A 12,809-nucleotide genomic window follows, 5' to 3' on the forward strand; every position below is an offset into this window, starting at 1 on the left:
ACCTATGATTGATTTGCAAGTTGGGGAAAACATTCTAAATAAACTCTTCAAGAGGTAAAGACTCTTGTCATAGAGTGAGTGCATATTGTAATTTACAATATAATAAGCAAGATGATGTGTTTTGATTTGTAAGTCCACAGGCTGGATGATTTTCTTATGCTCGTTTAGAGTGTAAAGTTCTTTCATTCAGCGTAATGAAAACATTATTTAAACATTTGAAGATGCAACGGGGGAGAGCATCTTAGTGACGTAATCGGAATGGAGTGCTGGTATGGGTTGGACATGTGAACGCGTTGAGCTTCTTAAAAAGCTTTGGAGTGAAGGGTTAAGTGCAAGTCAAATTGCTGCTCAATTAGGTGGGGTCAGCAGAAATGCAGTCATCGGCAAAGTACATCGATTAAAGTTACCAGGACGTGGTAAGACAGCTCAAGGAAGCACGCGTGCGCAAAAAACTCCCGTGGGAAGCAGCAGCCCATCATCTCCACGTGTGCGTCGCAACACATCCACGGTATCGCCAGTAAACACATCATCTGTAAGTATTGAAGAAACAGCTTTAAAGACAGAATTTGTAGTGGAAGATGTAAAAGAAGTTGATATGTCCACAAAATCCAATGTAGTGGTGCCTATATCACGTCAACTTAATCTTCTACAATTGAGTGAAAATACATGTAGATGGCCGGTTGGCGATCCATTATCAGCAGATTTTCATTTTTGTGGTGCAGATTCTGATGAAAGTAGCCCCTATTGTGCCTTTCATGCTAAGCTAGCATTTCAACCAATATCTGAAAGACGTCGGATAAGAGTGTAATATCCTCAATTGAATCTCGTATTTTACGTCTTCTGCGCTTCGTTATTAAATTTTAATTATCGAATTATTATGAGAACGAAATTTGATGGAGCTTTTAATGAATGAAAAAATTTCTTCATGAAATTATTCAACGAAACTGTATCTTTTGATGCTACTGCGCAGCTATGTGTTGTAAAGTTATATTCTTGTTTATTTTCACGATTCTCTTTAATTTAGTTGTACTGCTGTTAACACTATCCATAGCAATGTCTTTTGAATAATACAGTTCTCAATTTCTCATGTTTTTATTCTTCGTGTATTTAATAGAGTAATGCTGTGGTTTATAAAAATAATTTATCGCTTTGCAACCTGAATGAGATCCATCTATATCTCTCTCATTTTAAGTCCTCTTATATTGAATCGATCAAAATCTTTCGTTTGGGCGTCACGCGCGAGATGAGAACTGCGGAGAGTAAAAACACTTACAGAAAAGCATGCCTCTGTATAAACGCTTTAAAATACCAAGGACTTAAAGGGTTGTTGCAACATTGGGAGATGGTAAAGTGTATGATGATGCCAGCTTACTCTTTTACTAAGCATAAAGATAGGGGGGGTGCTTCATGGATTTATCATTATACTCTTCACGGATACTGTCGCAAAATAAGCTTGAGAGCGTTGAAAGATGTTTCTTTAAAACAAGCCTGTGGATATATTCAATTCAATGTCGTTCTGTTTTGTGTGAGGGATGTGCCCCGTTAACGAATGCTATAAACAAAAGCGTGAAGCAATACGTAGAATGTAAAATAATATCTTTATAATTCTTTATAAAAAATTATAACGAAGGGAATATTGTATTCAAGGCTCTTACGAAATATACGAAAACAATAAATTATAAGTATAAATAAATATTAAACCTGAAACGACCATAATGACATCACATTCCTTCTCCCGACATAAAACGGCGCAACCAAACATAAAGCGCACCTTCTCCGCCATGCTGACGTGCTGCTTGCTCAAACGCGTGGACATAATATCGAAAAGCTGGTGTTGATAACCAATACGGAACAAATCTATACAAAGCTCCATCACTCCCAACGGATCGTCCTTTTCCTGTAATCACAAGGACATAACGCAATCCTCTCTGCTGAGAGGATTGTAGAAATTTTTTTAAGAAAAAATAAGCTTCTTCCTGCATATAACCATGAAGATCAAGACGCGCCTCAAGAGGATAACGACCTTGGGAAATTTTACGATATGCAACATGATCAAAGAAATGAATCTTTTGTGCTTGTATAACTGCCCTCTTTTCTCTTTTAATAATTGTCGAGGGTTGTTGATTTTCCTGAGACAATGAGGAGATTTGAGTTACAGGTTGATTTTTATCATTAATATTTGCAATAATTTCTGAAGTAGAAGAGAGCATCTTACCGTGAAGCGGTGTTATCGTACGACAAACCATCTCCCATAAAAGGCGATCTTGTGAAGCCAATAAATCTCTTTTTTGTCTCCATTTACTTGAGGACATTTTAATTTCTCATAAATCATTGAATGCTTATGGAAGAAAAACAAAAAGTATTTTAATTTTCATTTTCTGTAGCAAAAAGCTTCCAGTTGGGATCTGACGATAAACTATTGCGAACAAAAGTCCAAATATCTCTGATTTCTACAATAGCGTCAGGATCACCGTCTATACGCTCGCCCTGTTCATTATAAGTAACAGAAATCATCTCACTGACAATACGTATCGTTAAAAGTTCATCCTTTTCTTGTATTGCCGCCGCAATAAATTCGATCTTATTAATTCCAACAAAAGTGAATTCTATTCTTTCTTTATTTTTTTCTCGTTGCTCAATAGCCGTACAAAAACTCTCAAAAACATCCTGACAAAGCAAGCTTTTAAGCTGATTGCGATCACCTTTGGCAAAAGCTGTTACAATCATTTCATAAGCAATTTGCGCACCTTTTATAAAAAGTTGAGGAGAAAAATGAGAATCAATTCTATGCAATTCCCGCAAATTTTTATTCAAAAGACTCCCCTCCGGTGAAATTTTATCAATTTCACTAAAGTCGTCTTTTTGTGAATTTTTCTGATGAGGGAACGAAACAATATTATCAGCCGTTTCTGCTTCAACCTGTTTTTTAGAACGACGTGAATAAGGATCAAAGGGTGGCTTTTCAAACCCAATTCGTTTCCCTAATACATTACGGAGTTGCACAAAAATAACAACCATAACAACAAGAGCTATGACAAGTATAACGTCAAATTCCATAGGCGCTGTCAATCTCCAAAGCTTAAGTCTCTAATAAACATTGCAGTCAATACCATTTATCAATAAATATGTAAAATAAGGAATCTTATCATTCAAATATTTTTATAGATTTTGTATTTAAACGGAGTGCTCTTAAGAATTTCTCCCCCTACTCATCCAGAAGGAAATTTTCATGTGATAAAACTTTATTCTATAAATCCTCGTTTTTTTGTTGTTATCTTTCTTTGCATTCTTTTAATCGAGATTGCTGGTTTTATCTTTGTTGGTCAAGAAATTGGTATTTTGGCAACTTTGAGTTTGGTTATTCTCACAACCATAGTTGGGGTTGTTTTATTGCGAATTCAAGGGATTAGCCTTTTAAAAAATATACAAACTGAACTTGTCCAAGGACGCACATTAGAGAATAATATTATTAATGATGCTTTCATCATCTTTAGTGCAATTTTACTTATTCTTCCCGGCTTTGTAAGTGATCTCTTGGGAATATTACTTCTTATTAAACCAATTCGCTCTGTTGCTTGGCATTTCTTTATATCATTAAAAAACAAAATGAATCCCAATACTAAAAGAAAAAATGACTCTGAAAAAATAATTGATCTTAAAGCAGAAGATTACACAATTCATGATACGACAGAATCTCCATGGCGCAAAAATGATGATAACCATTGAAATGCCTAAAAAATCTGCAACAAACTAAAAAAATATTCAAGATAAAGAGCGCATTTCTTGCAACCTTTTGCAAGGCGTGATAACCAATCTGGTCTTTAGATCTAAAATAAATTATACATATTATAATAAGAGAGGTTCGTCGTATGGCCGAAGGTGAAATGAATAACAGTGGTGGAGAGCCGGTTTTTGCTGTATTAACTCAATATTTAAAAGATTTATCATTCGAAAATCCAGGTGCTCCTCGTTCATTGCGTGCACGTGAAAAATCACCACAAATTGATATCAATATTAACGTCAATGCTAACCCAATTGGTGATGACAATTATGATGTCGTTTTGTCTCTCTCCGTCAAAGCCAATGATGAAACTGAAACCTTATTTCATGTAGAATTGATTTACGGTGGTGTTTTTCACCTTAAAAACATTCCACAAGAACATGTTATGCCTCTGGTCTTTATTGAATGTCCCCGTCTTTTATTTCCATTTGCTCGCCAAATTATATCTGATGCTACTCAAAACGGTGGCTTTCCACCTTTGTGGATTGATCCTATTGATTTTGCAGCACTCTTCCAAAAGCGTCTTTCTGAAGAACAAAAAGACAGTCAAATACAGCCTTCTTAAAAAGTTTATTCTTTTGTTATTAAAAAGCCCCTTGATATATTCTTGGTATAGTAGGGGCTTTTTTCCTTTAGACGACTTTTGCGGCATGATAAGCCGCAAGCATTGCAATATTGACAACATCTGTATCGCTTCCACTAAATGGTACAATTTGGACAGATTTTTCCAATCCAATTAAAATAGGACCAATGATGGTTGCTTCACCAAGTTCTTGTAACATTTTGCTTGCAATGGAAGACGCGTGATATCCAGGCATAACCAAAATGTTAGCGGGCTCCGTTAATCCCATAAATGGATATTGCTGCATCAATTTGGAATTGAGTGCCACATCAGCACTCATTTCTCCATCAAACTCAAAGTCAACTTTGCGTTCATGCAAAATATTAATCGCATCCTGAATTTGCTGCGTCGTCTGCCCTTTCATATAAGCAAATGTAGAAAATGCTAAAAATGCTACCCGTGGTTGATATCCAAATCCTCGCACAAATGAAGCTGCTTGTTCCGCTATATCCGCAAGTTCTTCAGCATTAGGATTTTCATAAACGGCTGTATCCGTAATAAACACAATTCGTCCACGGCAAATAGCCATTGAAATACCAATCAATCGTTCTTTTGGTTTTTCATCAATTGCACGACGTATATCGATTAACGCTGTTTCATAATTGCGTGTCACCCCTGTAACCATTGCATCAGCATCTCCTAGTGCCACCATACACGCAGCAAAATAATTGCGATCATTATTGATACGATGATGACAATCACGCAACAGCCAGCCTTGACGCTGCATCTTTTTATAAAGATAATTCGCATAAGCATCTGTACGGCAAGAAAGCTTAGCATTCATAATAGAAATACCTTCACGCTCCAGATCAATTCCAGCGATAACAGCCGCTTCTCTTACTTGCTCTTCACGACCAACCAAAATCGCTTGTCCTAATTTTTGATGGACATAGGAAACGGCTGCCCGCATAACTTGCTCTTCTTCACCTTCTGCAAAGACAATTTGTTTTGGCGCTTGACGAACATGGTTATAAACCCCACGCATCATCGAGGAAGTAGGATCACGTCTCGCATTCAAATCGCGCTCATAGGCCTCTAAATCATCTATGTTCTTTTGCGCAACACCGCTTTCCATTGCTGCTTTTGCTACCGCTATTGAAACAACCGTAAATAAACGCGGATCAAAAGGAACAGGGATGATATAATTAGGACCAAATTTTAATCGCTTTCCATGATAAGCTTCTGCAACGCTGTCAGGCACTTCTTCATGCGCTAAATTAGCAAGAGCCTTTGCCGCAGCAATCTTCATGTCTTCATTAATAACTCTTGCACGCACATCAAGCGCACCACGAAATATATAAGGAAAACAGAGAACATTATTAATCTGATTTGGATAATCGGAACGTCCTGTTGCGATAATGGCATCATGACGCACTTGCATAACCTCTTCCGGCGTAATTTCTGGATCGGGATTAGCCATAGCAAAAATGATCGGCTGGGGTGCCATGGATCTTACCATTTCAGGAGTAAGAGCACCTTTAGCAGAAACCCCAAAAAATATATCTGCACCTTCCATTGCTTCCATAAGCGTACGTTTATCTGTTTGAATAGCATGCGCAGATTTCCACTGATTCATTCCCTCTTTGCGGCCTTCATAGACCACACCCTTTGTATCACATAATATGATATTTTCGGAACGAAAGCCCATCGCTTTAATCAGTTCAATACAAGCAATTCCTGCAGAACCAGCACCATTACAGACTAACCGCGTATTTTGCATATCGCGCCCTGTTAAAGTCAAAGCGTTGAGAACACCAGCAGCAACAATAATTGCTGTACCATGTTGATCGTCGTGAAAAACAGGTATATTCATTACCTCGCGTAGGCGGCTTTCAATCATAAAGCACTCTGGCGCCTTAATGTCTTCAAGATTAATTCCACCAAAAGAAGGTTCTAAATGGCGCACCAAATTGATAAAACTTTCTGTATCGTTTATATCAATTTCTAAATCAATGGAATCAATATCCGCAAAACGCTTAAACAGCACTGCTTTTCCTTCCATGACCGGCTTAGAAGCAAGTGCACCTAAATTGCCTAACCCTAAAATAGCTGTACCATTTGAAATAACAGCAACAAGATTGCCTTTTGCTGTATAATCATAAGCTAGCGCTGGATTTTGAGCAATTGCCTTAACTGGAACGGCAACACCTGGTGAATAAGCAAGTGCTAAATCATGCTGTGTTGCCATAGACTTTGTTGCAACAATCTCAAGCTTTCCTGGTCGACCACGACTATGAAAATCTAGAGCTTCTCTTTCGCTCGCACTGTAAACAGTTTGAGATATTTTCTGATCTTGCTCGCTCTTTTTCATCTCACTTTATTTTCTCCAAAAACAGTGTAAATTTTGCTTGATAATGCGTATAGTCATTAAATCTGATTCATATATTAGAAATCGCTATTCTTGCCTTAGCAAATCTGATGATGCGTTGCAATTTAGAGATAAATAGATATTGAAGTAAATAAAAAAGAGTAAAAACTTCACTTAAAGGAAACAGGCCTCGTACAAATGGATAAAAAAAACAATCATAAAAATAATTTAATTCCACAGCCTGCCTCCTCATCTGCTTCCTCTCAAGAACGTCTTACACCTATGATGGAGCAGTACATAGAAATCAAAGCCGTCCATCATGATTCCCTTCTCTTTTACCGAATGGGGGATTTTTATGAATTATTTTTTAATGATGCGATTGAAGCTGCTCAGGCTTTAGGAATCACACTCACAGCACGCGGAAAACATTTAGGACAAGATATTCCTATGTGCGGTGTTCCCGTTCATGCTGCTGATGATTATTTACAAAAACTGATTGCTTGTGGTTACCGAGTTGCTGTTTGTGAACAAATAGAAGATCCTGCTGAAGCAAAAAAACGTGGCTCAAAATCTGTTGTTCGGCGTGATGTTGTTCGCCTTGTAACACCTGGAACGATAACAGAAGAAAAGCTCCTTGATCCAACACGTGCAAATTATTTGATGACACTTTCCCGTATAAAAACTAGCGATGGAGAGGAATTTGCTCTTTCTTGGATTGATATCTCAACAGGCATATTTCGTGTAACAGAAAGCCGCCAAGAAAAACTTTTAGCAGATATTATGCGTGTTGATCCACAAGAAATCATTGTTGCTGATTCATTTTTTCATGATAAATCTCACAAGTCACTTTTTAGTGTTCTTGATCGTATCGTTTCACCTCAACCTGCTTGTCTCTTTGATGCACTCACCGCTGAACGCGATATTTGCAATTATTTTAAACTCTCAACTCTTGAAGGCGTTGCCGATTATTCACGTTCCGAACTCTCTGCAATTGTAGCTGCTATTCGTTATATCGAAAAAACACAAATCACGCATCGCCCTCCCCTCATGCAGCCTGAGCGCCAAAATGAAAGTGCGACTCTTTTTATTGATGCCGCAACCAGATTAAGCCTTGAACTTATTCGTACGACATCAGGTCAATGGGATGGAAGTTTATTAAAAGCTATTGATCGCACTGTAACAGGAGGAGGATCACGCCTTCTTATTGACCGCCTTATTGCTCCCCTCACCACTCCTTCGGCTATTGATACGCGTTTGGATTCTATCGATTTTTTTCTACGTAATCCTTCTCTTGCAGAAGCGATAAAGCTTATTTTAAAGGGGGGACCAGATATGCCCCGCGCCGTTTCACGTTTGGCTCTTGGACGAGGAGGTCCCCGTGATATGGCGACAATCCAGCGCGGCTTTGAAATCATTCGTGAATTGCATCAACTTCTTGATAATGAGCTTCTGCCTCAAGAAATAAGTGATGTACAACAGGTGTTCTCAAACTTACCCACAGCGTTATACTTTCATTTAGAACAGGCATTAGCTGATGATCTCCCACTCCTTAAACGTGATGGTGGTTTTATTCGTTCTAATTATCATAAAGAGCTCGATGAAATGCGTGCTTTACGTGATGAATCTCGCCGTGTCATTGCTGAACTTCAAGCGCAATATGCCCACGAAACAGATATTAAGACGCTTAAAATAAAGCATAATAATATTCTAGGTTATTTCATTGAAGTAACCAGCACACAAGCATCTTCCCTTACAAATAATCCACAAGCTAAAGCGCGTTTTATTCATCGGCAAACAATGGCAAACGCTATGCGTTTTACGACAACAGAGCTCGCTGACCTTGAAAGCCGTATTGCCCATGCTGCCAATCACGCATTGACACTTGAACTAGAGATTTTTGATATTCTCGTTCAGGAAATTACCGAACAAGTTGATTTTATTCGTAAAGCCTCTGAAGCACTTGCTATTTTAGATGTCTCTGTCGCTTTAGCATATCTTGCTGAAGAACAAGGATATTGCCGCCCTAAAATTGATCTTTCACTTACCTTTCATATTACAGCAGGACGCCATCCTGTCGTCGAGCAAGCACTCCGCAAACAAGCAGCAGAACCTTTTATTGCCAATAATTGTGATCTCTCTGTGCAAGAAAATCAGCAATATGCAGCAATCTGGCTGTTGACAGGGCCTAATATGGGAGGAAAATCAACTTTTTTGCGGCAAAATGCTCTTATTGCTATTATGGCGCAAATGGGGTCCTTCGTTCCAGCAACTTCAGCACATATTGGTGTCGTTGATCGCCTATTTAGTCGCGTTGGGGCTTCCGATGATCTTGCACGGGGGCGCTCAACCTTTATGATGGAAATGGTTGAAACAGCAACGATTCTCAATCATGCTAGCCACCATTCCCTTGTTATTCTTGATGAAATAGGACGTGGAACATCAACCTTTGATGGACTTTCTATTGCTTGGGCTGCTGTTGAATATCTCCATGAAGTTAACCATTGTCGTGCTATTCTTGCTACCCATTTTCATGAAATGACTGCACTTACCGAAAAACTTGACAGACTGCATAACGTAACCATGAAAGTCAAAAATTGGGATGGTGATGTAGTTTTTCTTCATGAGGTCACACCAGGAGCCGCTGACCGTTCCTATGGTGTACAAGTCGCAAAGCTTGCTGGACTTCCCCCAGCCGTTATTACACGAGCAACAGATGTACTCCATCAATTAGAACAAGGCGAAATGGCTGGAAAAGGACATAAACTCATTGATGATTTACCACTCTTTTCTCTTAAAGCAACATCTCCAGTCAATGAAGCAAAAAACAAACATTGTATACTTCACGAAGCTTTAAAAAATATTCATCCCGATGAACTCTCTCCTAAACAAGCTTTAGAAGCAATTTACCACCTCAAACAACTTGAAAAGAGTAACCCTTTATAGAAAACAGATGTTATTTTTTATTAAAAAACCTTCTTAATAGGAGATAACGTAACCATTTTTGATATACCACAGCATAAACAGTTATTTATCGTATTCCCATCGCTTTTCTACATAATATATTTGTAAGTATAATTGCCTATAGAAGCAAAACCATATGCATTATATTTCATATTCCCTTAGATTAATATTGGCTCTTATACAAAAAATTGGTCAAGATCGACTATTTTTACAAGATAGTCGTTTTTTGTAAAGATTGTCATGAAATCTCCTCCACCTTGCAAATACGCCATATTTAGTGAATTATGCTTTTTCACGATCGATATTATTGTTATCATAGCAACATTTCTAGTTTAAAGCTGTTGGTGTTGGGATACCATCCCATTTTGCATAATAAATTCATGGATAATGGGTCTCGTATTTTCTTCACATTTTAAGCTATAAAGAGCTCTTTTACTGTTTTCATATGGAACATATAATCAGATATATCACAGCAGCATTTTATTTTCCTAAATATCCTTAAACTCCTTCTTACATCTCAAAGGATAAAGATTTTCATTCGAATCAAGTCTGCAAACAATCCAGATTCTAAGGAATTTATCTTGATTTCCTAGTCATGTGATTCACTTAAACTAAAAGCTTTACAAACAAGTCTAAGAATATTCACCACGCACTAAGAAACACTTAATATTTAAGGAGGATGCCGTATATCACAGTCCTAAATGACAGTGTTTTACGGTACAACAAGATAATGCCACCAGTACAATAAATATCTTCCATAAATATGAGAACAGGAAATTGTAATTTCGTATAAGATTGGAATATGATATGAAAAGTAATGATACTGTATCTATCTTTATCTGTCTTACATAGCTGCTAAAATAAGCAATCCGCAGCTGCTTTTAGTTGTATTGATAGCTTTTTAATCATACTCATCCATGACTCGAAATATTCTGATAAGTTCATAAACTCATAAAATAATTAGCTTAGAATATCGTGCAAAAGATGCAAAAAATCAGAGTACTGTCTCTATTCAACTCATCAAATATTACGTACTGCACCTTTTGAAGCAGATGTAGTCATCGCTGCATAAGCTTTGAGAGCCTTTGAAACTTTACGCTGACGCTTCTCAATCGGTTGCCAAGCGCCTTTTCCTTTTGCTTCCATCTTAGCACGGCGCTGCTTCATCTCAACGTCATCCACCAACATATGAATTCTACGATTTGGAATATCAATTTCTATGATATCCCCTTCTTCCACTAACGCAATTTCTCCTCCTTCCGCAGCTTCTGGTGAAATATGTCCTATCGAAAGCCCTGAACTTCCCCCTGAAAAACGTCCATCTGTAACAAGTGCACAAACCTTGCCTAATCCTTTAGATTTGAGATAACTCGTTGGATAAAGCATTTCTTGCATTCCAGGTCCACCACGTGGACCTTCATAACGGATTAAAACAATTTCACCTGTTTTAATCTTATCAGTTAATATAGCTGAAACAGCTGAATCTTGGCTTTCAAAAATTCTTGCCGGACCTTTAAAAGTTAAAATTGATTGATCAACGCCTGCTGTTTTTACAATACAGCCATCTTTTGCAAGATTTCCATAAAGAACTGCCAATCCTCCATCTTGTGAATATGCATGTTCTCTATTGCGAATCACACCTTTTTCACGATCAAGATCAAGGGTCTCATAGCGACAAGATTGGCTAAAAGCTGTTTGTGTCGGAATACCACCTGGAGCAGCACGATAAAATGCACGAACTGTTGGCTCATTAGTTTGCTTTACATCCCAGCGGTAAAGAGCTTCTTTCATTGTTTTTGCATGAACCGTATAAGTTGATGTATCAATGAGTCCCGCCGCATCCAGTTCGCCTAAAAGCCCCATAATACCACCAGCGCGATGAACATCTTCCATATGTACATTTGCAACAGCAGGAGCAACCTTACATAAAACAGGAACACGACGTGAAAGATGATCAATATCCGTCATGGTAAAATCCACCTCACCTTCTTGCGCCGCGGCTAAAAGATGCAGTACTGTATTGGTTGATCCCCCCATGGCAATATCAACGGTCATTGCATTTTCAAAAGCCTTGCGTGAAGCAATAGAGCGTGGCAAAACTGTTTCATCATCATTTTCATAATAACGCTTAACCAATGCAACAATCTGTTTTCCAGCTTCTTCGAAAAGCATCCGCCGATCTGCATGTGTTGCTAACATTGATCCATTTCCAGGAAGAGAAAGCCCCAATGCTTCCGTTAAGCAATTCATGGAATTGGCCGTAAACATTCCTGAACAAGAACCACATGTAGGACAAGCTGCACGCTCCATTTCAGCAACTTCTTCTTCTGAATTTTGTTCTGAAGCTGCTGCAACCATGGCATCGACCAAATCAACCCTTAGATCTTGATCCTTCCATTTAATCTTACCTGCTTCCATAGGACCGCCAGAAACAAAGATTGTCGGAATATTCAACCGTAAAGCAGCCATTAACATACCAGGCGTAATTTTGTCACAATTAGAAATACAGACAAGTGCATCCGCACAATGTGCATTAACCATATACTCTACAGAATCAGCAATGATTTCACGTGAGGGCAAAGAATAGAGCATTCCATCGTGCCCCATCGCAATTCCATCATCTACAGCAATGGTATTAAATTCTTTCGCAACACCACCGGCAACAGCTATCTGTTGTGCGACTAATTGCCCAAGATCTTTTAAATGGACATGCCCTGGTACAAATTGTGTAAAAGAATTCGCAATCGCAATAATGGGTTTACCAAAATCAGTATCTTTCATCCCTGTTGCACGCCAAAGTCCGCGGGCTCCTGCCATATTACGCCCGTGGGTTGATATTCTTGAACGGTAAGAAGGCATTATTTTTTTCCCCTCAAATAATTCCATTTTGCTTGTTGTGCTGTAACTTCATTATAAAAACAAGAGTTTAATATTTAAAAGAGCAAAATACCTCGTACTGAGGCATTTGAAGCACAAAATTAAAAGCTCTGCATAAACTTTTTCATAAAGCCTTTGTTTTTTTCTTACCTGTTAATCAACATCTAATCCCTGTGCAAGTCCACGTTTGAGACAAATATCAAAACGCTTCAGTGTGGAACGAACTGTTCCAGATTTTTGTATGCCAGATTTGGTCAGTA

At 38.2% G+C, this 12,809-nt stretch carries 8 protein-coding genes; 4 read left to right on the top strand and 4 right to left on the bottom strand.

Annotated elements, in window-relative coordinates; genetic code table 11:
* Positions 1–271 precede the first annotated feature (271 nt).
* Positions 272–808 carry a GcrA family cell cycle regulator gene (locus ACFILL_RS00245; RefSeq protein WP_375642988.1) on the top strand — a complete coding sequence of 179 codons (537 nt, stop codon included), beginning with the start codon at positions 272–274 and terminating at the stop codon, positions 806–808.
* 913 nt (positions 809–1,721) lie between these two features.
* Here ACFILL_RS00245 and ACFILL_RS00250 read toward each other — a convergent pair.
* Together ACFILL_RS00250 and ACFILL_RS00255 are read right to left on the bottom strand one after the other, a co-directional pair.
* Positions 1,722–2,312 (bottom strand): Smr/MutS family protein, encoded by a 591-nt coding sequence (locus ACFILL_RS00250; protein WP_273790263.1) that lies wholly within the window; start codon positions 2,310–2,312, stop codon positions 1,722–1,724.
* Positions 2,313–2,364: 52 nt separating this feature from the next.
* Complete coding sequence (locus tag ACFILL_RS00255; RefSeq protein WP_273790262.1) at positions 2,365–3,057, bottom strand: Tim44/TimA family putative adaptor protein; 693 nt, start codon at positions 3,055–3,057, stop codon at positions 2,365–2,367.
* A gap of 174 nt (positions 3,058–3,231) precedes the next feature.
* On the opposite strand from ACFILL_RS00255, the gene ACFILL_RS00260 reads away from it, so the two are divergent.
* Both ACFILL_RS00260 and secB read left to right on the top strand, forming a co-directional pair.
* On the top strand, positions 3,232–3,726 hold the full coding sequence (locus ACFILL_RS00260; protein WP_273790261.1) for an FxsA family protein: 495 nt from the start codon (positions 3,232–3,234) through the stop codon (positions 3,724–3,726).
* Between the two features lie 143 nt (positions 3,727–3,869).
* Positions 3,870–4,346, top strand: a complete 477-nt coding sequence (secB, locus tag ACFILL_RS00265) for a protein-export chaperone SecB (RefSeq protein ID WP_375630527.1) — start codon at positions 3,870–3,872, stop codon at positions 4,344–4,346.
* A gap of 67 nt (positions 4,347–4,413) precedes the next feature.
* Here the strand turns inward: secB and ACFILL_RS00270 are convergent, their stop codons facing one another.
* Positions 4,414–6,714 carry an NADP-dependent malic enzyme gene (locus ACFILL_RS00270; RefSeq protein WP_375642989.1) on the bottom strand — a complete coding sequence of 767 codons (2,301 nt, stop codon included), beginning with the start codon at positions 6,712–6,714 and terminating at the stop codon, positions 4,414–4,416.
* A gap of 195 nt (positions 6,715–6,909) precedes the next feature.
* On the opposite strand from ACFILL_RS00270, the gene mutS reads away from it, so the two are divergent.
* Entirely contained in the window at positions 6,910–9,654 is a 2,745-nt protein-coding gene (mutS, locus tag ACFILL_RS00275) for a DNA mismatch repair protein MutS (RefSeq protein WP_375642991.1), read from the top strand.
* Between the two features lie 1,038 nt (positions 9,655–10,692).
* On the opposite strand, the gene ilvD is transcribed toward mutS, so the two are convergent.
* Positions 10,693–12,531, bottom strand: a complete 1,839-nt coding sequence (ilvD, locus tag ACFILL_RS00280; protein ID WP_273790257.1) for a dihydroxy-acid dehydratase — start codon at positions 12,529–12,531, stop codon at positions 10,693–10,695.
* Positions 12,532–12,809 lie beyond the last annotated feature (278 nt).

Origin of the sequence: Bartonella sp. AP20NXHL, assembly GCF_042196165.1 — a bacterium.
Taxonomy (GTDB): Bacteria; Pseudomonadota; Alphaproteobacteria; order Rhizobiales; family Rhizobiaceae; genus Bartonella.

Coding starts and splice junctions, on each gene's coding strand:
- ACFILL_RS00270 (WP_375642989.1), bottom strand. CDS start 6,714: ATGAAAAAGAGCGAGCAAGATCAGAAAATATCTCAAACTGTTTACAGT.
- ACFILL_RS00255 (WP_273790262.1), bottom strand. CDS start 3,057: ATGGAATTTGACGTTATACTTGTCATAGCTCTTGTTGTTATGGTTGTT.
- ACFILL_RS00245 (WP_375642988.1), top strand. CDS start 272: ATGGGTTGGACATGTGAACGCGTTGAGCTTCTTAAAAAGCTTTGGAGT.
- ACFILL_RS00250 (WP_273790263.1), bottom strand. CDS start 2,312: ATGTCCTCAAGTAAATGGAGACAAAAAAGAGATTTATTGGCTTCACAA.
- secB (WP_375630527.1), top strand. CDS start 3,870: ATGGCCGAAGGTGAAATGAATAACAGTGGTGGAGAGCCGGTTTTTGCT.
- mutS (WP_375642991.1), top strand. CDS start 6,910: ATGGATAAAAAAAACAATCATAAAAATAATTTAATTCCACAGCCTGCC.
- ilvD (WP_273790257.1), bottom strand. CDS start 12,531: ATGCCTTCTTACCGTTCAAGAATATCAACCCACGGGCGTAATATGGCA.